A 24,625-nucleotide genomic window follows, 5' to 3' on the forward strand; every position below is an offset into this window, starting at 1 on the left:
GCCAGCCGTGGCCGCATCCTGGACCGCAATGGCATCGTGCTGGCGTCGAGCATCCCGGTGCCCAGCATCTGGGCCATTCCGGAGGACGTGCCGCGGGAGGCCGAAGGCCTGAAAAAGTTGGCCAGCCTGCTCGATATGCCGCTGGCAGAGCTCAACAAAAAGCTGGAAGATGAGGACAAGACTTTCGTCTGGCTCAAGCGTCAGCTGGACGAGTCGGTGGGCAACGAGATCGCGGCGCTGGGCCTCAAGGGTATTTACCAGCGCAAGGAATACAAACGCCAGTACCCCGAAGGTGAAGCCGCCGCCCATGTGGTGGGCTTCACCAATGTTGAAGACCAGGGTCAGGAAGGCATGGAGCTGGCGTTCAACAAGGAGTTGGGTGGCCGCAATGGCTCAAGGCGCGTCATTAAGGACCGCATGGGCCGGGTGGTGGAAGACGTGCGTGAGCAGATTGCGCCGGTGGATGGCCGTGACCTGCAGCTCAGCATCGACAGCAAGGTGCAGTTCTTTGCCTATCAGACGCTCAAGGAAGCGGTGCTGCAGCACAAGGCCAAAGCCGGCAGTGTGGTCGTGCTGGATGTGCAAACCGGCGAGGTGTTGGCGCTCGCCAACTACCCGAGTTTTGTGCCCGACAAACGCCGCAACCTGAGTGGCGCCCAGTTGCGCAACCGGGCCTTGACCGACACTTTCGAGCCAGGCTCGACCATGAAACCCTTTGTCATCGCCACGGCGTTGAACCAGGGCATGGTGACGCCTGACACAAAAATCCAGACCGCTCCGGGGCGCATGAATATCGGCAACGCCACCATCAGCGATTCGCACCCCCAAGGCATGCTGAGCGTGACCGGCGTGATCCAGAAGTCGAGCAACGTCGGCACCGTCAAGATTGCCATGCAAATGCCGCCACGAAAAATGTGGGAGATGTACACCCAGGTCGGTTTTGGTCAGAAACCCGAGTTGCCTTTTCCAGGTGCCGTGAGTGGCCGGCTGCGGCCCTACAAGAGCTGGCGCCCGATCGAGCAGGCCACCATGAGCTACGGTTACGGTGTCTCGGTGAGTCTGTTTCAGCTGGCCCACGCCTACACCATCTTTGGCCGCGAGGGCGACCTGGTGCCCGTGACCATGTTCAAGATGAGCGAGCCTGCCGTGGGTGTCCCCGTCATTGCGGCACGCCATGCCCGTGATGTGCGCCAGATGCTGCATCTGGTGACCCTTCCGGGCGGCACGGCACAGAAGGCGCAGGCCATGGGTTACTCGGTGGGTGGCAAGACCGGTACTGCGCACAAGGTGGAAGGCAAGGGCTACGCCGACAAGAAATACCGCGGTGTCTTTGCCGGCCTGGCGCCGATCGACGCCCCCCGCATTGCGGTTGCGGTGATGATTGACGAGCCCAGCAATGGCAAATATTTCGGCGGCGATACCGCAGCCCCGGTGTTCAGCCAGACGGTGCAACAGACCCTGCGCGTGTTGGGCATTGCACCCGACCTGTCGGTCAAGCCGCAGGTGATCACCGATGCGGTGGAGGAAAGCTTCTGATGCTGGCGCAACTGCTCACCCCGCAAGACGCTGCCGCCTGGTTGCGCACGCGCGTGACCGGCGCGCTGCGCACCGACAGTCGCCAGGTCCGGCCCGGCGATGGCTTTCTGGCCTGGCCCGGTGCGGTGGTCGATGCCCGTGCCCATGTGGCGGCCGCCCTGGCGGCGGGCGCTGCGGCCTGTCTGGTGGAACACGACGGTGTGCAGGCATTTGCCTTGAGCGATGCACGTGTCGCCACCTACCAGGGTTTGAAAGCCGCCAGCGGCCTGGTGGCCGATGCCTGGTTTGAGCAACCCAGCCAGTGCCTGGCGGTGTTGGCGGTGACCGGTACCAATGGCAAGACTTCAAGCACCTGGTGGCTGGCGCAAGCGCTGTCCAACCTGGTATCGACCGCACCCATTCCCTGCGCTGTGGTGGGTACCCTGGGCGTGGGTGTACCGCCCGATTTGGTGAGCACCGGCCTGACTACCCCCGACCCGGTCGCGCTGCAGGCGGCATTTGCCGAATTTGTCAAACAAGGCCTGCAAGCCTGTGCCATCGAGGCCTCGTCGATCGGCATCGAGGAGCAACGGCTCGCGGGCACCCGGATTCACACCGCGGTATTGACCAACGTGACGCAGGACCATCTGGATTACCACGGCGACATGGCCAGTTACTGGCAGGCCAAGGCCCGCCTGTTTGCCTGGCCGCACTTGCGCGCGGCCGTGGTCAATGTGGATGACCCTTACGGGGCAGAATTGGCCGGGCGGTTGTCGGCCAGCGCATTGGACCTGTGGACGCTGTCGATTGCTCCCGGTGGGGCAAATCGGGCCCGTTTGCAGGCGCAGGACATCCGTTATGAAGCCCAGGGCATGGCGTTTGATGTGGTCGAAGGATCTGAACAACGACGTTTGCAGACCCGGCTCATTGGTGCCTACAACGTGAGCAACCTGCTCGGCGTGATCGCGGCCATGCGCACCCTGGGTGTCGCATTGGCCGATGCGGTGCAAGCCTGTGCGCATTTGACGCCGGTGCCAGGCCGCATGGAATGTGTCAGCGCGCCGGGCCAGTCGCTGGTGGCGGTCGATTACGCCCACACGCCCGATGCGCTGGCCAAGGCGCTCGATGCCTTGCGGCCCCAGGCGCAGGCCCGCGGTGGCAGCTTGTGGTGCGTGTTTGGTTGTGGCGGCAACCGCGACAGCGCCAAGCGCCCTTTGATGGGCGCAGTGGCGGGAGCGCATGCCGACCGCGTGGTGGTCACCAGTGACAACCCGCGCGCTGAGGCGATGGACGCCATCATCAGCCAGATTCTGCTGGGCCTGACCGGCGTGGCCGGCGTGCAGGTGGAGCCTGACCGGGCCCGCGCCATTGCCCAGACCCTGGCGCAGGCAGGGCCGGCCGACGTGGTCTTGCTGGCCGGCAAGGGCCATGAGGACTATCAGGAAATTGCCGGCGAGCGGCTGCCATTCTCGGACATCGCGCAAGTCAAACAAGTGCTGAACCAGTTGTCTGGCTTGCCTTTGCATGAACCGATCGTCATTGCGAACGAAGTGAAACCATCCATGCCCCCTGAAGCCATGGATGGCCACGTCGCTGGCGCACCTCGCAATGACAAGATGACACTGCAGCAAGTTGCCGCCTGGCTGGAGCAGCCGTTGGCTGACGGGCCGGACCCGCCCATCGTGGCGATTCAACGGGTGCATACCGACACCCGCACGCTGGCACCCGGCGACCTGTTCGTGGCGCTGCACGGCGAGCGCTTTGATGGCAACGACTTTTTGGTTGAAGCCCGTGTCAAGGGCGCGGTGGCGGCGATTTGCCAGGGCGACGGTGCACTGGAGAGACTGTGTCAGGCCGGTTTGCCGGGCCTGGTGGTGCCTGATGCCAAACGGGCGCTGGCCAGCTTGGCCACGCACTGGCGCGCGCAATTCAACCTGCCGCTGATCGCCGTGACCGGCTCCAACGGCAAAACCACGGTGACGCAGATGATCGCCAGCATCCTGCGCGCTTATGAGCCCGACGCTTGTCTGGCCACGCAGGGCAATCTGAACAACGACATTGGTGTGCCCCTGACCGTGCTGGGTTTGCGCGCCCACCACCGCATGGCCGTGGTCGAGCTCGGCATGAACCACCCCGGCGAAATCGCGGTGCTTGCGGCCATCGCCCAGCCCACGGTGGCGCTGGTTAACAACGCCCAGCGTGAACATCTGGAGTTCATGGCAACGGTTGAAGCCGTGGCGCAGGAAAACGGCGCGGTGATCGATGCGCTGCCCGCTTCAGGGGTGGCGGTGTTCCCGGCCGATGATGCCTACAGCACGTTATGGGCTGACAAGGCCGGCGCGCGTGCCAGCTTGTGCTTTGGTCAGCCGGTCGTCACTGCGAGCGAAGCGCGGCAGTCCATGGATGCGGAAGTCATGGATCGCCACGGCCTACGGCCTCGCGATGACGGTGCATTGTCAGCCGCAGTGCACACCACGCAAGCGGTTTGGTCAGGCGCGGCCTGGCAGGTCGGTGCCATGACGCCGCAAGGTGAACTGCATTACGCGCTGCACATTGCGGGCGCGCACAACGTCAAGAATTCGCTGGCAGCCGTGGCCTGCGCACTGGCTGCCGGTGTGCCGCTGGCCGCGATTGCGGCCGGACTGGAAACCTTCGAGCCGGTCAAGGGCCGCTCGCGTGCACTGCTGGTGCGCCACGGCGGTCATGACATTACGCTGGTTGACGATACCTACAACGCCAACCCCGACTCGGTGCGTGCCGCCATCGAGGTGCTGGCGGCGCTGCCCGGGCCGCGCCTGCTGGTGCTCGGCGACATGGGCGAGGTGGGTGACCAGGGACCGCAGTTTCATGCCGAAGCCTTGCAGTCGGCGCTGGCGCAGCAGATCGACAAAATCATCGTGACCGGGACGGCCTGCACGCAAGCCGCTGCCCCGCTGGCAGCGATTGAAGTGCATGCGCAGATGACCGACGTGCAGACGGCTGTGCTGGCTGCGCTGCCGACGGTGGCCAGCGTGCTGGTCAAGGGTTCACGCTTCATGAAGATGGAGCGCGTGGTCGAGGCCATCGTACAGGCCGCACAACAGGACAAGGAGGCGGCCCCATGTTGATCTGGTTGAGCCAATGGCTGCAAACACTGTCGCCCGAGCTGGGCTTTTTGCGCGTCTTCCAGTACCAGACCTTTCGCGCCGTGATGGCCGCGCTGACCGCGTTGCTGATGGGCCTGGCCGCCGGCCCCTGGGTGATCCGGCGCCTCACCGAGCTCAAGATTGGCCAGCCGATCCGCGGCTACGGCATGGACACGCACCACATCAAAAGCGGCACCCCGACCATGGGCGGGGTGCTGATTTTGCTGTGCATATCGCTCTCGACGCTGCTCTGGTTTGACTGGAGCAACCGCTTTGTCTGGATCGTGCTGCTGGTCACCCTCGGGTTTGGCGCCATCGGCTGGTCGGACGACTGGCGCAAGGTGGTCAACAAGGACCCCGAAGGCATGCCCTCGCGCGAGAAATACCTGTGGCAGTCGCTGATCGGCCTGCTGGCGGCGCTGTACCTGGTGTTCAGTATTTCCGAGAACACCAACTACCGCGTGCTCGAACTGTTTTTTACCTGGGTGCAGTCCGGCTTTGACCTGAGCCTGCCGCCCAAGGCTGGTCTCATGGTGCCGTTCTTCAAGGAAATCAGCTACCCGCTCGGTGTGCTGGGTTTTGTGCTGCTGACCTATCTGGTGATCGTTGGCTCCAGCAACGCGGTCAACCTGACCGATGGCCTGGACGGGCTGGCCATCATGCCGGTGGTGATGGTGGGCTCCTGCCTGGGTATCTTCGCTTACGTGACGGGCAATTCGGTCTTTGCCCGCTACCTGTTCCTGCCGCACATTCCTGGCGCCGGTGAGCTGATGGTTTTCTGTGCTGCCATGGCCGGCGCCGGCCTGGCGTTTTTGTGGTTCAACACGCATCCGGCACAGGTTTTCATGGGTGACGTGGGCGCGCTCGCGCTCGGCGCCGCCCTGGGCACCATTGCGGTGATCGTGCGTCAGGAAATCGTGCTGGCCATCATGGGCGGCGTGTTTGTCGCCGAAGCCCTGTCGGTGATGATGCAGGTCACGTATTTCAAGTACACCAAGAAGCGCTTTGGCCAGGGCCGGCGCATTCTGAAGATGGCGCCGCTGCACCACCATTTTGAGAAAAGCGGCTGGAAAGAAACCCAGGTGGTGGTGCGTTTCTGGATCATCACCATGCTCTTGTGCCTGGTGGGCCTGTCCACCCTGAAGCTGCGCTGATGATGAATACGCTGCCACACCGTCATGTACTGATCCTGGGCCTCGGTGCGTCCGGGCTGGCCATGGCACGCTGGTGCGCCCGGGTTGGGGCGCAGGTGACGGTGGCTGATACGCGCACGGCACCGCCGCAATTGGCTTCTCTGCAGCGCGACGTGCCGGCTGCCTGCTTCGTGGCGGGGGCGCTGGACGCCGCGCTGCTGCAGGACGGCATCACGGCCGTGTTCAAAAGCCCGGGCCTGAGTCCGGCTGACATCGCGACGCTGGCGCAGACGGCCCAAGCCAAGGCCATCCCTGTCGCAGGTGAACTTGGCCTTTTTTCGCAGGCGCTGGCCGAGCTCAGGTCCAGCCGGGGCTACGCTCCCAAAGTGCTGGCCATCACCGGCACCAACGGCAAGACCACGGTGACTTCGCTCACCGGCCAACTGGTCGAGCGGGCCGGCAAAAGCGTGGCGGTGGCCGGCAATATCGGCCCGACCCTGCTCGACACGCTGATGGCGCGGCTGGATGGCGATGCCTTGCCCGAGGTCTGGGTGCTGGAGTTGTCGAGCTTCCAGCTCGAAGGTGAGAAAAGCTTTGAGCCCACCGCGGGTACCGTGCTCAACATCACGCAGGACCACCTGGACTGGCACGGTTCCATGGCCGCCTATGTGCTGGCCAAGACAGCCGTCTTTGGTCAGCAGGGTCTGATGGTGCTCAATCGCGAAGATGCGTTGGTGATGGCGATGTTGCCCGCGCCAGTGAAAGTGAAATTGCAGAAACCCCAGCAGCGCGATTGCGTCACCTTTGGTGGTGACATGCCGCAACGCCCCGGCGACTTCGGCATCGAAACGGTCAACGGCATGGCCTGGCTGGTGCGCGCGCTGGAGGCCGACGAAACCATCAAGCCGCGCAAGGGCGAAGCGCCCGAGCTGTTCTTCCAGCGCCTGATGCCCGCCGACGCGCTGCGCATTCGCGGTCGCCACAACGCCATCAATGCCCTGTCGGCGCTGGCGCTGGCCTGTGCTGCGGGCTGCGCGCTGGGCCCCATGCTCTATGGCCTGCGCGAGTACGGCGGCGAGCCGCACCGGGTGCAGCCCGTGGGCATCATTAACGGCATTGAGTTTTTTGACGACAGCAAGGGGACCAACGTCGGCGCCACCGTGGCGGCGTTGCAGGGCCTGGGCAGCGAGCGCAAAGTGGTGGTGATTCTGGGCGGCGAAGGCAAGGGACAGGACTTCAGCCCGCTGGCCGAGCCGGTGCGCCGGTTTTGCCGTGCCGTGGTATTGATCGGGCGCGATGCAGTGCTGCTCCGAGCGGCGCTGCAGGATGTGCAGGTGCCGCTTATTGATGCGGGGTCGATGGCCGATGCGGTGGCCCTGGCCAGCGCCCAGGCGCAGGCAGGCGATGCGGTGCTGATGTCGCCGGCTTGTGCCAGTTTTGACATGTTTGACAACTACGAGCACCGTGCCCGCATGTTTGTGCAGGCGGTGAAATGCCTGGCGCTGGAAGCCGGTGTCATGCTGGAGGGCAGCCTGTGAGCGCGGTCGCTGCCCGTTTTCATGGCCTGCTGGGCTGGCTTGGCCGCGCCCGGGCATCGTCGGATGATGTGCTGCCGGTGCGCCTGGGCGGCTCGCGCCTGTCGTCCACTGCCACCAGCCCGTCGCGTGCCCAGGGCTTTGACCAGCCGCTGGTCTGGGTCACGGTGGCGCTGTTGCTGTGGGGGCTGGTGATGGTGTATTCGGCCTCCATTGCCATGCCGGAAAACCCGCGCTTTGCCCGGTACACCCACACCTATTTTCTGGTGCGTCACGCGATGTGGCTGGTGATTGCCTTTGCGGTGGCGCTACTGGCTTACCAGGTGCCGCTGGCAAGGTGGGAAAAGTCGGCCCGGCCGCTGTTTTTGCTGTCGCTGGTGTTGCTGGCACTGGTGCTGATTCCGCATGTCGGCAAGGTGGTCTATGGTGCGCGGCGCTGGATCAGCCTGGGACCGTTGAGCTTTCAGCCCTCGGAGCTGGCCAAGTTCACTGTGCTGCTGTATGCGGCCGACTACATGGTGCGCAAGATGGATGTCAAGGAGCGCTTTTTCCGCGCCGTGCTGCCGATGGGCGCCGCCGTGGCCGTGGTCGGTGTGCTGCTGCTGGCCGAGCCCGACATGGGCGCCTTCATGGTGATTGCCGTGATTGCCATGGGCATCCTGTTTCTGGGCGGCGTCAACGCCCGCATGTTCTTCCTGATCGCCACCGTGCTGGTGGTCGCCTTCGGCTTGATGATCGCGGCCAGTGAATGGCGCCGCGAACGCATTTTTGCCTACCTCGATCCCTGGAGCGAGCAGAACGCGCTGGCCAAAGGCTACCAGCTCACCCACGCGCTGATCGCCATTGGCCGGGGTGAAATCTTCGGCGTGGGGCTGGGCGGCAGCGTGGAAAAGCTCAACTGGCTGCCCGAGGCGCACACCGACTTTTTGCTGGCGGTGATTGGCGAAGAGTTTGGCCTGGTCGGCGTGGTCACCGTGATCTGCCTGTTTTTCTGGCTGGTGCGGCGCATGATGTACATCGGCCGGCAAGCTATTGCGCTGGACCGGGTGTTTGCCGGCCTGGTGGCCCAGGGTGTGGCGATTTGGGTGGGTTTTCAGGCCTTCATCAACATGGGCGTCAACCTGGGTGCCCTGCCCACCAAGGGCCTGACGCTGCCGCTCATGAGTTACGGCGGGTCGGCCATTCTGGTCAACCTGATCGCCATTGCGGTGGTGCTGCGCATTGACCAGGAAAACCGTGCCCTGATGCAGGGAGGACGGGTATGAACGTCAAAACCAAATGTGCCTTGATCATGGCGGGCGGTACCGGGGGGCATATCTTTCCGGGCCTGGCGGTTGCGCAGGCATTGCGCGACAAAGGCTGGCGCGTGCACTGGTTCGGTGGCACGGGCAGTCACGGACAGCCCAGCATGGAAAGCCAGCTGGTGCCGCCGCAGGGCTTTACCTTTGAGTCCATCGATTTTGGTGGCGTGCGCGGCAAGGGGCTGATGACGGTGGCGCTGTTGCCACTGCGCCTGCTCAAGGCCTTCTGGCAGAGCATCCAGGTGCTGCGCCGCGTCAAGCCGGACGTGGTGTTGGGTCTGGGCGGCTACATCACGTTTCCGGGCGGCATGATGAGCGTGCTGCTGGGCAAGCCGCTGCTGCTGCACGAGCAAAACTCGGTGGCGGGTCTCGCCAACAAGGTGCTCGCGGCAGTGGCCGACCGCGTGTTTACTGCCTTTCCCAAGGTGCTCAAGGGTGCCCAGTGGGTCGGCAACCCCCTGCGTGCGGCGTTTTTGAGCCAGCCCGACCCGGCGCAACGCTTTGCCGGTCGCAGCGGGCCTTTGAAGTTGCTGGTGGTCGGGGGCAGCCTGGGCGCCAAAGCCCTGAACGAGATCGTGCCACAGGCGCTGGCCATGCTGCCGCAAACCTGCCGTCCCGAGGTGATTCACCAGAGCGGAGCCAAACAAATCGAGGCGCTGCACGCCAACTATGCTGCCGCCGGCGTGCAGGCGCAGCTGACGCCCTTCATCGACGACACCGCGCAGGCCTTTGCTAGAGCCGACCTGGTGATTTGCCGCGCCGGGGCCAGCACCGTGACCGAAATTGCGGCCGTCGGTGCCGCCGCGCTGTTTGTCCCCTTTCCCTCGGCGGTGGATGACCACCAGACGGCCAACGCCCGTTTTCTCGTGGACCAGGGCGCGGGCTGGCTGGTGCCCCAAGGTCAATTAACGCCGGCATCGCTGGCAGAACTGCTGCAAAAGATGGACCGCCCGCTGTTGCTTGAAAAAGCCCGGGCAGCTAAAAAAATGCAAAAACTCGAAGCCACCCAAACCATCGTGGCGGCATGTGAGGAGCTTTGTCAATGAAACACGCCATTCAACACATCCATTTTGTCGGCATTGGCGGTGTCGGCATGTCCGGCATTGCCGAGGTGTTGTTCAACCTGGGCTACGTCATCTCCGGCTCGGACCAGTCTGACAGTGCCACCTTGCAGCGTTTGAAAGCCCTGGGCATTCAGACCCAAATTGGCCACGCCACCAGCAACATCCAGGGTGCCGATGCCGTGGTCACCTCTACCGCCGTGCAGGCCGACAACCCCGAGGTGATGGCCGCCCGTGCGGCGCACATTCCGGTGGTGCCGCGCGCCCTCATGCTGGCCGAATTGATGCGCCTGAAGAAGGGCATTGCGATTGCCGGCACGCATGGCAAAACCACCACCACCAGCCTGGTCGCCAGCGTGCTGGCCGAGGCCGGGCTAGACCCGACCTTTGTCATTGGTGGCCGCTTGAACAGTGCCGGTGCCAATGCGCGGCTCGGGCAGGGCGATTACATCGTGGTGGAAGCCGACGAGTCAGATGCATCGTTCCTGAATTTGTTGCCGGTGATGGCGGTGGTGACCAATATCGACGCCGACCATATGGAAACCTACGGTCATGACTTTGAGAACCTGAAAAAAGCCTTCGTCGACTTTTTGCACCGCATGCCGTTTTATGGCACGGCCATTTTGTGCACCGACGATGCGGCGGTGCGTGCCATCGTGCAGCAGGTCACCTGCCCCGTCACCAGCTACGGCTTTGACGAAGGCGCCGAAGTGCGCGCCGTGAACGTGCGCGCGGTGGCTGGCCAGATGCAGTTCAGCGTGCAGCGCCGCAACGGCCTGGTGCTGCCTGACCTCGACGTGGTGTTGAATTTGCCGGGCCGCCACAACGTGCTCAATGCCTTGTCCGCGATTGCGGTGGCCGTGGAACTGGGCATCGACGACGCCGCCGTGGTCCGTGCACTGGCCCAGTTCAAGGGCGTGGGGCGGCGCTTCCAGCGCTACGGTGAACAGCCCGTGAGCGCGGTCCATGGCGGCGGCAGCTTCACGCTGGTGGACGATTACGGTCATCACCCGGTGGAAATGGCGGCCACGCTGGCGGCAGCGCGCGGTGCCTTTCCGGGACGGCGCCTGCTGCTGGCGTTCCAGCCGCACCGCTATACCCGCACGCGTGACTGTTTTGATGACTTCGTCAAGGTCATTGGGCAAGCAGATGCGGTGCTGCTGGCCGAGGTTTATGCCGCCGGTGAGGCGCCTATCGTGGCGGCCGATGGGCGCAGCCTGGCGCGCGCGCTGCGGGTGGCCGGCCACATCGAGCCGGTGTTTGTTGATGACATTGCCGACTTGCCGCAAGCCATTGTGGATGCGGTCCGTGATGGTGATGTGGTGCTGTGCATGGGCGCCGGCTCGATCGGTGCCGTGCCGGCCAAAGTGGCCGCCCAACTGCAAGGCAAACCCTTCGTTGCAAGTGAAAGACAAGTGGTATGAGTTCATTTGATTTGAAAACAGAAAAAGTAGCGGTGCTCATGGGGGGGTCCTCCGCCGAGCGCGAGGTGTCGCTGATGTCGGGCAGCGGTGTGCTGCAGGCATTGCAAGGCCTGGGGGTGCAGGCCTTTGCGTTTGATCCGGCCGAGCGCGAGTTGCTTGACCTGAAAAAGGAAGGCTTCACGCGCTGCTTCATTGCCCTGCATGGCCGCTTCGGTGAAGACGGCACGGTGCAGGGTGCGCTGGAGCTGCTCGGCATTCCCTATACCGGGCCGGGCGTCATGGCCTCCAGCATTGCCATCGACAAGCTCATGACCAAACACATCTGGCGCGCTGACGGCCTGCCCACGCCGGCCTGGAAAAAGGTCGACAGTGCGGCAGCCGTGCGCGCCGCGCTGGCCGAGTTGGGCAGCCCGATGATCGTCAAGCCGGCGCGTGAGGGCTCCACCATCGGCCTGACCAAGGTTACCGCCATCGACCAGTGCGAGGCGGCATTTGCGCTGGCTGCCGGCATGCACGACGAGGTGCTGTGCGAGCAGTTCATTGCCGGTGACGAGGTCACCATCGCGGTGCTGGGCAGTGGCGCGCAAGCCCGCGCGCTGCCGGTGATCCGGATTGTTGCGCCGGACGGCAACTACGACTACCAAAACAAATACTTCACCGACAGCACCCAGTACCTGGTGCCCTGCGGCCTGCCCGAGGGCGAGGAGGCCGCCATCCAGCAACTGGTGCTGCAAGCCTTCCACAGCCTGGGCTGCCGCGGCTGGGCCCGCGCCGACGTGATGATCGACGCCGTCACGCGCCAGCCCTATCTGTTGGAGATCAACACCTCGCCGGGCATGACCAGCCATTCGCTGGTGCCCATGGCGGCCAGAGCGGCAGGCATCGCTTACCCCGAGCTGTGCCTGCAAGTGCTGCAATCAGCCAGTCGCGACTACGCCCTATGACCAGCAACGCGCCCCTGCCGTTTGACATCAAGCTCATGAACCGGGTGGCCACCGCCCTGTTTGCGCTGCTGGTGCTCATGCTGCTGGGCGCCGGGCTGGCTTATGTGCAGCAGTTGCCGCTGTTTGCCATTCGCGGGGTCACGGTGGTGGGCGATGTGTCGCATTACAACGCGATCTCGCTGCGCGCCAATGTCATGCCGCGCCTGAAAGGCACGTTCTTCACACTCGACCTGCACGCCACGCGCCAGGTCTTTGAGACCATGCCCTGGGTGCGCCAGGCGGTGGTGCGGCGCGATTTTCCGAACCGGCTCAAGGTGCATCTGGAAGAGCATCAGCCGGTGGCCTATTGGGGCGTGGAGGGGGACTCGCGCCTGGTCAACAGTTTCGGCGAAGTATTTGATGTCAATCTGGGCGAGCTGGAGCAAGACGATTTGCCCCGGCTGAATGGCCCGGAGGGTCAAAGCGCACAGGTGCTGGCCACCTACCACACGCTGCAGCCGCTGCTGGCGCCGATGGATCTGGCGCTGACGCAACTTGAACTGACGCCGCGCGGCGGCTGGCGGGCGCAGCTTGAGGCCGGCACCACACTGGAGCTGGGCAGCGGCAGCACCGCTGAACTGGTGGCACGCACCGAACGATTTTTGAAGACCGTGACACAGGCCACGGCGCACTACAACCGCAGTGTCGAACAACTCGCTTCCGTGGACTTGCGCCATACGGATGGTTATGCCATCCGGTTGAACGGGGTGAGCACGGTTGAGGCAGATAACGTGAAAAAACTAATGCAAGTGAACAGGTGACGCAATGGCAAAAGAGTACAAGGATTTGGTTGTGGGTCTGGACATTGGCACCGCCAAGGTGATGGTGGTTGTGGCCGAGGTCATGCCCGGTGGCGAGCTCAAGCTCGCCGGCCTGGGGGTGGCCCCCAGCAACGGCCTGAAACGCGGTGTGGTGGTCAACATCGACGCCACGGTGCAGAGCATCCAGCAGGCGCTCAAGGAGGCCGAACTGATGGCCGACTGCAAAATCCAGCGGGTCTATACCGGCATCACCGGCAGCCACATCCGCGGCATGAATTCGCACGGCATGGTGGCCATCAAGGACCGCGAGGTCTCCGCCGCCGACGTGGCGCGGGTGGTCGAAACCGCCAAGGCCATCAACATCTCGACCGACCAGCGCCTGCTGCTGGTGGAACCGCAGGAGTTCATCATCGACGGTCAGGACGTGAAAGAGCCGATCGGCATGAGCGGCATCCGGCTGGAGGCCAAGGTGCACATCGTCACCGGCGCCCAGAGCGCGGCCGAGAACATCATCAAGTGCGTGCGCCGATGCGGCCTGGAGGTGGAGCAACTCATGCTCAACCCGCTGGCCAGCAGCCTGTCGGTGCTGACCGAGGATGAGCGCGAACTGGGCGTGGCGCTGGTCGATATTGGCGCCGGCACCACCGATCTGGCGATCTTCACCAACGGCGCCATTCGCCACACCGCCGTGATCCCGATCGCCGGTGACCTGATCACCAGCGACATCGCCATGGCGTTGCGCACGCCGACCAAGGACGCCGAGGAAATCAAGGTGGAAAACGGCTACGCCAAGCAGTTGCTGGCCGACCCCGAGGCCCAGGTGGAGGTGCCCGGCCTGGGTGATCGCGGCCCGCGCATGCTCAGCCGTCAGGCGCTGGCGGGCGTGATCGAGCCGCGCGTGGAAGAAATTTTCAGCCTGGTGCACCAGGTCATGCGCGAGTCTGGCTTTGAGGAAATGCTGTCCAGCGGCATTGTGCTCACCGGTGGCAGCTGCGTCATGCCCGGCATGGTCGAGCTCGGCGAAGACATCTTTTTGAAGCCGGTGCGGCGCGGCCTGCCCAAATACACCGGTGTGCTGTCCGACATGGTGGCCCAGCCGCGCGCCGCCACCGTCATGGGCTTGCTCGAAGAAGCCCGTCTGGCGCGTTTGCGCGGCTTCAAGGTGTCGCAAAAAAACGGCTCCATGAAAACCGCGTTCGGGTCCGTCAAGGACTGGTTTGTGGGGAACTTCTGACCATGAAAACCACCCTGTGGCGCTGTCGCGCCAGCCCCAAACGACGATGGCGCTGCATGGACCCGCCTGTCGAATCCGTGAGCCCATTACCAACATTTTTGTCCAGTTATTTTTTATTTATTGAAACCCAAGGAGAACACCATGCCCATTGAACTCATCGACGAAGAAGGCTTTAACCAAGGCACCCAGATCAAGGTGATCGGCGTCGGCGGCGGCGGCGGCAACGCGGTGGCGCACATGATTGCCAGCGCCGTGCAGGGTGTGGAATTCATCTGCGCCAATACCGACTCGCAGGCGCTCAGCACCAGCGACGCCCACCTCATCATCCAGCTCGGCAGCACCGGCCTGGGCGCTGGCAGCAAGCCCGACAAGGCGCGCGAAGCGGCCGAATTGGCCATTGAGCACATCCGCGAAGCCATTGACGGCGCGCACATGCTGTTCATCACCGCCGGCATGGGCGGTGGCACCGGCACCGGCGCCGCCCCCGTGATTGCCCGCATTGCGCGTGAAATGGGGATTTTGACCGTGGGTGTGGTGACCAAGCCGTTCGAGTTTGAAGGCAAGCGCCGCATGGACAACGCCGAGAGCGGCCTGACCGAGCTCGAAGCCAATGTCGATTCGCTGATTGTGGTGCTGAACGAAAAACTGCTCGACGTGCTGGGCGACGACGCCACCCAGGACGAGGCTTTTGCCCATGCCAACGACGTGCTCAAGAACGCCGTCGGCGGGATCGCCGAAATCATCAATGTGCCCGGCCATGTCAACGTCGACTTTGAAGACGTGCGCACCGTCATGGGCGAGCCCGGCAAAGCCATGATGGGCACCGCCGTGGCGGCCGGCCCGGACCGCGCCCGCATCGCCGCCGAGCAGGCCGTGGCCTGCCCGCTGCTCGAAGGCATTGACCTGTCCGGCGCCAAAGGCGTGCTGGTGCTGATCTCGGCCGCCAAAGGTAGCCTGAAACTGTCCGAGTCCAAGGTGGCCATGAACACCATCCGCGACTACGCCTCGCAGGACGCGCATGTGATTTACGGCACAGCGTATGACGACAACCTGGGCGACCAGATTCGCGTCACGGTGGTGGCCACCGGCCTGAGCCGCCAGGCGCAGCGCCCGAAACTGGTGGTGACGCAAACCCAGCCCGAGATGGGCCTGCGCACCGGCACCCACGACGTGCCGTTCAACATCCCGACCCTCAACAACCCGGTGGGTGTGGGCCATGCGGGCAACTCGATGGCGACCAGCAACGCGGGGCGCAGCCAGACCGACTACGGCTCCATGGCCACCCCCAGCGTCTGGCGCAACCGCACTTCGGCGGCGGCCAAGGTCGATGCGCTGAGCAGCGGCGGCATGGACGACTTCGAGATCCCGGCGTTTTTGCGCAAGCAGGCGGATTAAGCCGCCTCAAACCCGACCAATAGCAGCTTTGACAAGGGCGCAAAAGCCGCTTGCACGATCGGCTTTTTTATAGCCTGCAGCCCTGATACAACAGGCTCTGACAGCGATTGATTTGGGAGCGACTGGCGCTTTGAATTCGGGTCTGACAGCACGGATGGCCAGCTCATGCCTGGCCGCGCGAAGCATGCGCCAGCAGTAATTGTTCGAATTTTTCTGCCGGCAGCGGCGGGCTGGTCAGGTAGCCCTGGTACATATCGCAACCCTGCGCCCGCAAAAAATCAAGCTGGTCCTGCGTCTCCACCCCCTCGGCCAGTGCCTTCAGGCGCAGCGTATGCGCCATGGCGATGATGGTGGCGGCAATCGTCTGGTCATCACGGTCGTGCGACAACTCATCAACAAAGCTCTTGTCGATCTTCAGGATGTCCAGCGGGAAGCGCTTCAGGTAGGCCAGCGACGAATAGCCGGTGCCAAAATCGTCGATCGCCAGTTGCACGCCCAGGACCCGCAATTGACCCAGAATTTCAATCGCTTCGGCCTCGCGTTCCATCAAGGCGCTTTCGGTCAGCTCAAGCTCCAGCCAGGCCGACGGAAATCCGCTTTGTGCCAGTGCATCGGCCACGATGGTCTTGATGTTGCCGTGCAAAAGCTGATGCGGTGACAAATTCACGGCCAGACGTAGCGGTGCCAGGCCCGCCTCAATCCAGCGCTGGCCCTGGCGGCAGGTTTCCTGCAGCACCCAGGCGCCCAGAGGATTGATCAGGCCGGTTTCCTCCGCAATGTGAATGAAACGAATCGGTGGAATCAGGCCCTCCACCGGGTCCAGCCAGCGCACCAGCGCCTCGGCACCCACAATACGGCCACTGGCAATGTCCACCTGCGGCTGGTAGTACACGCGCAGTTCATTTTGTTCCAGGGCACGGCGCAGGCGCACTTCGAGATCAATGCGGCTGCGCACCGCGTGTGTCATTTCTTCAGAGAAATACTTGAAATGCCCGCGTCCCCCGGCCTTGGCTTGGTAAAGCGAGGTGTCAGCCTGCTGCAACAATTCCTCTGCGCTCTGGCCGTGCGCCGGGTACAGGCTGATGCCGACACTGACACCAATGCGCACCTCCGCGCCATTGGACAAACGCCAGGGTTCGCTCAAGGCGGCAATGATGTCATTGGCAACCCGCGCTGCATCGTCAGGTTGCGAGATTTTTTCCAGTAACACCGTGAACTCATCACCGCCGAGTCGGCAGATGGTATCGACCCCGCGCAAGCGGTCGTTCAGGCGCTGGGCCACCTGTTGCAACAGTTCGTCGCCGGCCAGATGGCCAAAGCTGTCGTTCACATCCTTGAAGTGATCCAGGTCCAGCATCAGCAATGCCAACATTTTCCCATCGCGTTGTGCCTGCTCGATGCTGTGCGTCAGCCGCGAAAACAGCAGGAGTCGATTGGGCAATTGGGTCAGCGCATCGTAGTGCGCCAAGTGCTCAAGCTTTTCCTCCCCCTGCTTGACCTGACTGATGTCGGAAAACACCGAAACATAACGACTCGGCTGGCCGTCCTCATCGTGCACCATGCTGATGGTGAGCCATTGCGGGTAAATCTCGCCATTCTTGCGCCGATTCCAGATTTCGCCCTGCCAGTGGCCGTTGGTCAACACGCTGGCCCACAGGGTCTGATAGAAGGCGCGGTCCTGGCGGCCCGATTGCAGCAGGCGCGGGTTGCGCCCCAGCACTTCCGCTTCGGTGTAACCGGTGATCTCGGTAAAGGCCGCGTTGGTGCTGAGAATGCGGCCTTCCAGATCGGCGATGATGACGCCATCGCGCGTGCTGCCAAACACCATGGCCGACTGACGCAATGCGTCTTCGGCGCGTTTGCGCTCGGTGACGTTGATGCCCGCCACCAGCACTTGGACCTCTAAGTCAATCTGGATCGGCGTGGTTCGATATTCGACCACTATCAGGCTGGCGTCGGCCTTGGGTTGTTCGACCTCGAAATTGTCGGTCTGGCCCGCTATGGCGCGGGCAATCGCCTGCTGCAGGCGGGCCTGTTGCGGCGGCTGGTCGCGCCACCACGGGAGCTGCCAGATCGGTTGCCCAATCAAGTCGGCCGCTGGCACGCCAAGGACATCGAGCTCGGCCTGGTTGACCGACAGCAGCGTGCCATCGGCCGCGGTGATGCACTTGAGCAGGCTACTTTGCTCGAAGGTGGCACGAAAGCGCTGCTCGGAGCGCAGACGCGCGGCTTCACTGCGGGTTTTTTGCACCGCCAGGCTGGTGATGCGGGCGAACTCGGCAATCAGCGCCAGGTCGGCCGCCTGCGGCGCGCACGGCGTATCGTAGTAAACGCCAAACGTGCCCAGCACGGTGCCGTCGTCGTCCTTGAACGGCTGCGACCAGCAGGCCCCCAAACCCGCGCGCGCCGCGATGGCGCGGTAGGGGGCCCAGTTCGGGTGCGTGGCAATGTCCTCGACGATGACGGTTTGGCCCAGGTAGGCTGCGGCACCACACGAACCGGCGCTCGCCTCAGCTGGCAAGCCCTCGGTGGCGGCGTTGAAAAAATCAGGCAGGCTGGGTGCGGCGCCGACTGTCAGCCGGCCCGTGCCGCGGTCGAGCAGCAGGATCGAGACCCGGCTGTGCGGCTGGATCGCCTCCAGTCCCAGCGCAATGCTTTCCAGGATCTGCGGCAATGGGCGGGCGGCAATGATCTGGTCCAGCACCGCGTTACGCATCTGTTGGAGCTGCTGCGCCTGTTTGTGCTCGGTGATGTCGATCTGCACACCGTCCCACACCACATCGCCGTTTTGCTGCGCGGCTGGTGTCGATTCAAGCCGCATCCAGCGGGTTGCCGTGTCAATCACAAAACGACCATCCCAGCTGAACGGCTGGTGCGTGTTGCGCGCCGCGTCGTTGGCCTGCATTAAATCACCGAGGTCGTCGCCGTGCACGCGCGCAAAAACGGCATTGTCATCGGCCAGCACCGCGGCACGGTCGAGCCCGAGCATGGCGCAAAAACGCGGGCTGACAAAATCAAAGCGGTGGCTGCCGTCGTGCAACATACGGTAGCGGTAAACCCCCACCGGAATGCGCGCCACCAGTTCGTCATAGCGCAGCTTGCTCTCGCGCAGGGCCAGCCGTTCGCGCTCGAGTTGCGCGTGGTGCTGCACTTTTTCCAGCGTGGCGGGCAAGGCAAACAGGTAGCCCTCGTGCTTTGTCAGGTAATCATTCACGCCCAGGTGCAGCGCCAGGGCCGCAATGCGCTCGTTGCCCTGGCTGGTGACCAGCACAATTGGCAAGCCCAGGCCACGTTCTTCGCGCAGCACCTTGACCAGCTCCAGTGCATTGGCGCCGGGCAGGCGAAAGTCGAGCAGCAGCACGTCATACCCGCAGGCCTGCGCCGCGGTGGTCGGCAATCGCGCCAGCACTTCACTGGTGTTGCCGACCACGTCCAGCGCAATGTGCGGCGTGTGTTGGGCCAGATGGCGGCGCGTGAGGTCGATGTCGAACGCGTTGTGTTCGGCGTACAGCACCCGGATCGGCACCGCCTTGCGCACTGCCCCAGCCTGAAAACGCGCGCGCGCGCGCGCCAGCGTTGCGGGCAATTGCGCCAGGTAATCGTCGCTTTTGATGAGGTAATCGTCAGCGCCCGAGCGCAGCGCCGCAATCGCCGCGTCCTGGTCTCCGGAGCCGGTCAAAATGACCACCGCCAGCGGCAACTCCTGCCGTCGAATGTGGGCCAGCAACTGCAGGCCGCTGCCGTCGGGCAGCGCCAGGTCGGCCAACACCAGATCGAAGGCCGGGCTGGGCTGTTGCGCCAGGCGTTCAATCGCCGCCGCCAGGCTGGTCACCACTTCAAGCTCCGTTTGCGGTGACAGCCGCGTCAGTGCCCGGCGCACCAGATCGGCATCCTGCGCCGTGTCTTCAACGTAAAGCACTTTCATCGTCATATTCCCAATCATCACGGCTGTTTATTCAACACGCCCCAATACAGTTCGATTTGGGCGGCCACCTCCATGAACTTGACAAAATCGACCGGTTTGACAATGTACGAGTTGGCCCCCAGGTCGTAAGCCGTGCGGATGTCGCTGTTGTCATTGGAAGAGGTCAGGATCACCACCGGAACGCTGCGGCACAACGGGTGCGCCTTGAACGCGCGCAGCACCTCCAGCCCGCTGACCCGCGGTAATTTGAGGTCGAGCAGGATCATCAACGGCAAGACCTCGCCAGCCTCCCAGCGCGGCAGCCAGGCCAGCGCCTCTTCGCCGTCGCGCGCCACCTGCACCGGGTTGGCAAACTTGCGCCGGGCAAAAGCGCGCAGCGTCAGGTCAACGTCTGCCGGGTTGTCCTCCACCAGCAGGATCGGCGGCAGCAGGCTTGACGCCGGCGCGCCTAAGGTTTTGGGGTCCGAAGTTGGCATGCTCAATCCTCCTTGGCTTGTTCGCCGTTACTGGCCGCGCCCGGTGCCGGAGGCGCGACGTATTTCGGCAGTGACACATACAACGTGGCCCCCGCGCCGGGTGCACTTTGCGCCCAGACCCGCCCGCCCATGCGCGTCACAGCCTTGCTCACCAGCGCCAGGCCAATGCCGGTGCCGGGGTAGTCTTCGGCGCGCTGCAGGCGCTGAAAAATATCAAAAATCCGGTCATGGAATTGCATGTCAAAGCCGATGCCGTTGTCGCGCACCCACAGCGTACACGCATCCCCCTCATCCCGGGCGCCAATTTCGACCAGCGGTGGTTTGGCATTGCCGCTGAATTTGAGCGCATTTTCCAGCAGATTGCGTAGCACCAGCGCGACACCGTCGCGGTCGGCCAACACCACCAGCGCCGGCATCTCGATGCGAACCTCGGCACCCTGCTGGTCGATTTGTCGGGATTGCTCGGCCAGCACCGCCTGCACCAGTTCGCGCAGCGGCAGCGGCACGCTTCGCAGGGTGCGCCGCTCCATGCGTGAATAGGCCAGCAGGTCGTCGATCAGCGTGGTCATCTGGCGCGCCCCTTGCCGGATGTTGTCAACAAACAGGCGGCCGTCGGCGCTCAATTGCGCCGCGCATTCTTCTTGCAGCAGCGCGCTGTAACCGTCGATGCCGCGCAGCGGCGACTTGAGGTCGTGCGAGACCGAATAGGCAAACGTGTCGAGCTCCTGGTTGGCCTGCGTCAACTGCGCCGTGCGCTCGGCCACGCGCTGCTCCAGTTCGGCGTTGAGCTTGCGCACTTCGAGCTCGGCGCGCTTGCGCTCGGTGATGTCCTGAAAGAATCCATGGACCCGGTGTTGCTGTGCATCTGCCTGTCCAATGGTGTGGACAATGCGCACATGGCCTTTGGCGGTGATGATTTCCAGTTCCAGGTCAAACGGCTCGCCCTGCTCGATGGCGCGTCGCACCGCCTGCTCGATCGTTGCCCTGCAAGCTGGGGCATAAAAATTGACACCTTCGTCTACGGTCGGATCAAACCCCGGGTCCACTTCATGAATTTTGTAAACCTCGGGTGTCCAAGTCTGTTTGCCGGTTGCAACATCAAATTCCCAGCCGCCGACCTTTCCCATCTGCTCCGTTTCCGCCAGCAAACGCTGGCTTTTGGTGAGGGCCGCATGCGCCTGCTTTTGCTCCTCGAGCGCGAGCAACAGGGCGCCGCGCGATTCAGTGACCTGCGCCAGCAACCGTGTGGATTCGGCCTCGGCGCCGGCACGCTGTCGCGCAGCATCATCGAGCAAAGCGCGCACCGCGTCGATTTCGGCAATGTCAGCGGGCGGCGCATCCGCCACACCCGGCTGTGCCAGCTGTGCCACAGCGCGACCCAATCGTCGCGCGGCCAGGCCGCCACCGAGCAACCCGCTCAAGCTCGCGCCGAGCACCAGCAACGCCAGCGCGGTGGTCGCCGCCACGATCGGCGCGCGGTACAGGTCGGGCGGTATCTCGACCTGCACCGACCAGGGCGACCGCGTTGATGCGGCAGTGAAGCGCGCGCCCCGGCTGAGGGCATCGGCAGCGCTCACACCCGCCGGTGCATGCTGCGCGATCACGGCGCCGGTGCTGTCGCGCAGCGTCAGCGCCCAGCCGTCGGGCAGCGCCACGCGTTGCAAACGCTGTTGAAATTCGGACGCTGTCAGCGTGGTGAGAAGCAGGAAAGCGGTTTTGCCGTGGCGCTGGCCCGGCACCACAATGGCCACCAGCGGCTCGTTGACGACCGGCCCCGGCACAAGGTCGCCGACGGCCGGCTGGCCCGTTTCGATGGCGACCGGTACCGCGGCGCGCCCTTTGGGGCGCGGCAAGATGGGCAATGCGGTGCTCCACGGAACCCGCGTGTTGAGCAGCATCTGCTGTGTCATGTCGGCCAGGATGACGTGGCTGCCAAAGCTGGCGTGATAGCCCTGTGCCTCCTGGTAAAAAGCTTCGCGCCGCGCCGCGTCATTGGCCAGCGGCGACGCTGCCAGCAGCTGCAGGCCCTGGATGCGCGCCGTCAGCTCGTTGTCGATCGCGGTGGCCAAATTTTGCGCCACATTGGCGGCGAGCTGGTCGCGCTGAGACTGGTCATTGCGCACACTGTTGTAGCCCAGATAAGCCGCCAGCAGGATCAGCGGCACCACGCTGATCCAGATCAGCCGGGTCAGGTAGCGCTGTATCGTCAGGCCCGACCCGAGCCCGCGCACAGGCAAGTTGCCGGGATTTGCCCGGCGAAATAGCTTGTCAAACAGTTGTGCCCCCCTGCGATCCCGTTTCATTCCGTCAAGCTCCAGTCGTGTTGCGATGGTGTTGCCTGCTGCCCAAGGACATCATACGCTTGCATGGTTGCTTGACAACCGTACGCATTAGCGTACTATATGGCTTCTTTGAAGGAGCACGAAATGAACACACTTACCGCCAGCGAAGCGCGCGCAAACCTGTACCGGCTCATCGATCAAACCGTTGAGTCTCATGAGCCGATCATCATTTCCGGAAAACGCGCCAGTGCCGTGCTGCTTTCCGCAGAAGATTGGAGCGCAATTCAAGAAACCCTGTACCTGTTGGCCGTGCCTGGCATGCGTGAGTCCATCAAGGAGGGCATGGCCGAGCCCCTTGCAAAAAGTTCGAAAGTGCTTGAGTGGTGAGCTGGGAAATTGTTTATTCCAGGCAAGCCATGAAGGACGCCAAGAAGCTTGCTGCAAGTGGTCTTAAGCCAAAGGCGCAAGAACTTCTCGCGGCTCTTGTCAACGACCCATTTCAAAATCCACCACCCTTCGAAAAGTTGGTCGGTGATCTTGCTGGCGCATACTCTCGACGCATCAATATTCAGCACCGCATGGTGTACGAGGTCTTTACCCAAGAGAAGGCGGTTCGTATCCTGCGTATGTGGACACACTATGAGTAACCCTACTTAGACTTGACCATGTACATCCCCAAACACTTTGATGAGCCCCGGGTTGAGGTTTTGCACGCGCTGATGCGTGCGCGCCCCCTGGCTACATTGGTGACCCTGTCAGCCGACGGCCTCAACGCCAATCACATCCCCTTGCTGCTGTCGGACGAACCCGCGCCGCTGGGCACTTTGCGTGGCCATGTGGCCCGCGCCAACACCCTCTGGCGCGATGCCGCGCAAGACCTTGACGTGCTGGCGGTGTTCCACGGCTCCGATGCCTACATCACGCCGTCGTGGTATCCGGGCAAAGCGGAAAACGGCAAGGCCGTGCCCACCTGGAACTATGCGGTCGCGCACGCCTACGGCCGTCTGCGCGTGATGGATGATGCGGTGTGGTTGCGCGCCCACCTGGAAGCACTCACCCGCAACCATGAGGCAACGATGCCTGAGCCCTGGCACGTCTCCGATGCGCCGCAGGACTACATCGAGAAGATGATGGCTGCGGTGGTCGGGATCGAGATTGTGATCACCCGGCTGCTGGGCAAATGGAAGGTCAGCCAAAATCAGCCGGCGCAAAACCAGGCCGGCGTCATTGCGGGTTTGCGTGCGCGTGCCGACGTGCAGTCGCTGGTCATGGCAGAGCTGATAAAAGTAAAATCGGCCGGTGCTTAAACAACGAACCCTCAAAACATTGACGCGTGCCGTGGGCATGGGGCTGCACAGCGGCCAGCGGGTGGAAATCACCTTGCGCCCGGCGCCGCCTGACACCGGCATCGTGTTCCGGCGTGTCGACCTGCCCGAGCCGGTGGACATTCCGGTGTCGGCGCTGGCCGTCACCGACACGCGCATGGCCTCGACCATTTCCACCGGCAGCGCCAAGGTGCACACGGTCGAGCACCTGATGTCGGCCTGTGCCGGCCTGGGCGTGGACAACCTCTATGTGGACATTACCGCTGAAGAAGTGCCGATCCTGGACGGCTCGGCGGCTTCGTTTGTGTTCTTGCTGCAAAGCGCCGGCATTGAATTGCAAAATGCGCCCAAACGCTTCGTTCGCCTGTTGTCACCGGTGGAAGTGCGCCAGGGTGAGGGCGACAACGTCAAGTGGGCGCGACTCGAACCCTACCATGGCTACCGGCTCAGTTTCGAGATCGAATTCAGCCACCCGGCGGTGGACGCCACCGGCCAGCGTGTGCTGTTTGACATGAGCCTGGGCTCGTATTCCAAAGACATTGCCCGCGCCCGCACCTTTGGTTTTACCAAAGACGTCGAGATGATGCGCGCCAACGGTCTGGCCCTGGGTGGCGGTCTGGACAACGCCATCGTGATGGACGACTACAAGGTGCTCAATGCCGGTGGCCTGCGTTACGACGACGAGTTTGTCAAACACAAAATCCTCGATGCCATGGGCGATCTGTACCTGCTGGGCAAACCCCTGCTGGCCAGCTACAGCGCTTTCCGGTCGGGCCATGCGCTCAACAACCTGCTGCTGCGCGAGCTGCTGAACCACCGCGAAGCCTGGGACGTGGTGACGTTCGAGAACGAAAAGCTGGCACCGACCGGTTTTGCCCAACTGGCACGCGCCTGGTAGGTGCGACTGACCATGCTGTTGTTTCGCTGGCTGGTCTTTTTGATGTTGTTGGGGGCCCTGGTGTCCTTTGCGTGTTATGCGGCTACCGGCAACCCGCGCTTCAAACACTATGGCTGGGTGACCCTGAAGTGGGCCCTGCTGTTGGCGTTCGGCTTTTTTGCCGTGCTGATTCTGCAGCGGGTGGTGTGAGTCCGGTGTGCGATCAGACCCACAGCACTGGATTTTTCTGGCTAAATTTGTCTTAACTCAGCT

At 63.3% G+C, this 24,625-nt stretch carries 19 protein-coding genes; 16 read left to right on the forward strand and 3 right to left on the reverse strand.

All coding sequences use genetic code 11. From position 1 onward, the window contains the following. From NDI87_RS02360 to ftsZ, 11 genes are all read left to right on the forward strand, one after another. Window positions 1-1,536, forward strand: a 1,536-nt coding sequence (locus NDI87_RS02360; protein ID WP_296273198.1) for a penicillin-binding protein 2, incomplete at its 5' end; no start/stop codon positions are given. Further along, entirely contained in the window at window positions 1,536-4,622 is a 3,087-nt protein-coding gene (gene murF / locus NDI87_RS02365; protein WP_296273199.1) for a bifunctional UDP-N-acetylmuramoyl-L-alanyl-D-glutamate--2,6-diaminopimelate ligase MurE/UDP-N-acetylmuramoyl-tripeptide--D-alanyl-D-alanine ligase MurF, read from the forward strand. The genes NDI87_RS02360 and murF, both read left to right, overlap by 1 nt. Then, complete coding sequence (gene mraY / locus NDI87_RS02370; protein WP_296273200.1) at window positions 4,616-5,794, forward strand: phospho-N-acetylmuramoyl-pentapeptide-transferase; 1,179 nt, start codon at window positions 4,616-4,618, stop codon at window positions 5,792-5,794. Before murF ends, mraY begins: the two co-directional genes overlap by 7 nt. A 2-nt stretch (window positions 5,795-5,796) precedes the next feature. Beyond that, complete coding sequence (murD, locus tag NDI87_RS02375; protein ID WP_296273201.1) at window positions 5,797-7,311, forward strand: UDP-N-acetylmuramoyl-L-alanine--D-glutamate ligase; 1,515 nt, start codon at window positions 5,797-5,799, stop codon at window positions 7,309-7,311. A gap of 26 nt (window positions 7,312-7,337) precedes the next feature. After that, on the forward strand, window positions 7,338-8,573 hold the full coding sequence (ftsW, locus tag NDI87_RS02380; protein WP_296273240.1) for a putative lipid II flippase FtsW: 1,236 nt from the start codon (window positions 7,338-7,340) through the stop codon (window positions 8,571-8,573). Continuing rightward, a complete protein-coding gene (gene murG / locus NDI87_RS02385; RefSeq protein WP_296273202.1) occupies window positions 8,570-9,655 on the forward strand; it encodes an undecaprenyldiphospho-muramoylpentapeptide beta-N-acetylglucosaminyltransferase in 1,086 nt (361 codons plus the stop codon). Before ftsW ends, murG begins: the two co-directional genes overlap by 4 nt. Next, complete coding sequence (gene murC / locus NDI87_RS02390) at window positions 9,652-11,094, forward strand: UDP-N-acetylmuramate--L-alanine ligase (protein ID WP_296273203.1); 1,443 nt, start codon at window positions 9,652-9,654, stop codon at window positions 11,092-11,094. Before murG ends, murC begins: the two co-directional genes overlap by 4 nt. Beyond that, window positions 11,091-12,038: a D-alanine--D-alanine ligase gene (locus NDI87_RS02395; protein ID WP_296273204.1), complete on the forward strand. Its 948-nt coding sequence runs from the start codon at window positions 11,091-11,093 to the stop codon at window positions 12,036-12,038. Before murC ends, NDI87_RS02395 begins: the two co-directional genes overlap by 4 nt. Further along, window positions 12,035-12,838 (forward strand): cell division protein FtsQ/DivIB, encoded by an 804-nt coding sequence (locus NDI87_RS02400; protein WP_296273205.1) that lies wholly within the window; start codon window positions 12,035-12,037, stop codon window positions 12,836-12,838. Before NDI87_RS02395 ends, NDI87_RS02400 begins: the two co-directional genes overlap by 4 nt. A 4-nt stretch (window positions 12,839-12,842) precedes the next feature. Next, the gene (gene ftsA / locus NDI87_RS02405) at window positions 12,843-14,072 is read left to right on the forward strand and encodes a cell division protein FtsA (RefSeq protein ID WP_296273206.1); all 1,230 of its coding nucleotides are present in this window, start codon (window positions 12,843-12,845) and stop codon (window positions 14,070-14,072) included. 141 nt (window positions 14,073-14,213) lie between these two features. Beyond that, on the forward strand, window positions 14,214-15,467 hold the full coding sequence (gene ftsZ, locus NDI87_RS02410; RefSeq protein ID WP_296273207.1) for a cell division protein FtsZ: 1,254 nt from the start codon (window positions 14,214-14,216) through the stop codon (window positions 15,465-15,467). A 163-nt stretch (window positions 15,468-15,630) separates the two neighbouring features. Here ftsZ and NDI87_RS02415 read toward each other — a convergent pair whose 3' ends face one another. The 3 genes from NDI87_RS02415 to NDI87_RS02425 are packed head-to-tail and all read right to left on the reverse strand — an operon-like array spanning window position 15,631 to window position 22,171. Then, a complete protein-coding gene (locus NDI87_RS02415) occupies window positions 15,631-19,392 on the reverse strand; it encodes an EAL domain-containing protein (RefSeq protein WP_296273208.1) in 3,762 nt (1,253 codons plus the stop codon). A 17-nt stretch (window positions 19,393-19,409) separates the two neighbouring features. Then, the gene (locus tag NDI87_RS02420; protein ID WP_296273209.1) at window positions 19,410-19,868 is read right to left on the reverse strand and encodes a response regulator; all 459 of its coding nucleotides are present in this window, start codon (window positions 19,866-19,868) and stop codon (window positions 19,410-19,412) included. Window positions 19,869-19,870: 2 nt separating this feature from the next. Continuing rightward, complete coding sequence (locus NDI87_RS02425) at window positions 19,871-22,171, reverse strand: ATP-binding protein (RefSeq protein ID WP_296273210.1); 2,301 nt, start codon at window positions 22,169-22,171, stop codon at window positions 19,871-19,873. A 123-nt stretch (window positions 22,172-22,294) separates the two neighbouring features. On the opposite strand from NDI87_RS02425, the gene NDI87_RS02430 reads away from it, so the two are divergent. Genes NDI87_RS02430 through NDI87_RS02450 form a run of 5 tightly spaced genes read left to right on the forward strand, consistent with a single transcriptional unit; the run spans window position 22,295 to window position 24,562 of the window. Next, complete coding sequence (locus tag NDI87_RS02430) at window positions 22,295-22,537, forward strand: type II toxin-antitoxin system Phd/YefM family antitoxin (RefSeq protein WP_296273211.1); 243 nt, start codon at window positions 22,295-22,297, stop codon at window positions 22,535-22,537. Then, window positions 22,534-22,797, forward strand: coding sequence for a Txe/YoeB family addiction module toxin (locus tag NDI87_RS02435; RefSeq protein WP_296273212.1), 264 nt, complete (start codon window positions 22,534-22,536; stop codon window positions 22,795-22,797). The genes NDI87_RS02430 and NDI87_RS02435 overlap by 4 nt, the downstream gene beginning before the upstream one ends. 18 nt (window positions 22,798-22,815) lie before the next feature. Beyond that, window positions 22,816-23,457, forward strand: a complete 642-nt coding sequence (locus NDI87_RS02440) for an FMN-binding negative transcriptional regulator (RefSeq protein ID WP_296273213.1) — start codon at window positions 22,816-22,818, stop codon at window positions 23,455-23,457. Further along, complete coding sequence (lpxC, locus tag NDI87_RS02445) at window positions 23,450-24,373, forward strand: UDP-3-O-acyl-N-acetylglucosamine deacetylase (protein WP_296273214.1); 924 nt, start codon at window positions 23,450-23,452, stop codon at window positions 24,371-24,373. The genes NDI87_RS02440 and lpxC overlap by 8 nt, the downstream gene beginning before the upstream one ends. Window positions 24,374-24,385: 12 nt before the next feature. Next, on the forward strand, window positions 24,386-24,562 hold the full coding sequence (locus NDI87_RS02450; protein ID WP_296273215.1) for a hypothetical protein: 177 nt from the start codon (window positions 24,386-24,388) through the stop codon (window positions 24,560-24,562). Window positions 24,563-24,625: the final 63 nt, after the last annotated feature.

The organism is Rhodoferax sp. (genome assembly GCF_023701345.1).
In the GTDB taxonomy this organism is placed as follows: domain Bacteria; phylum Pseudomonadota; class Gammaproteobacteria; order Burkholderiales; family Burkholderiaceae_C; genus Rhodoferax.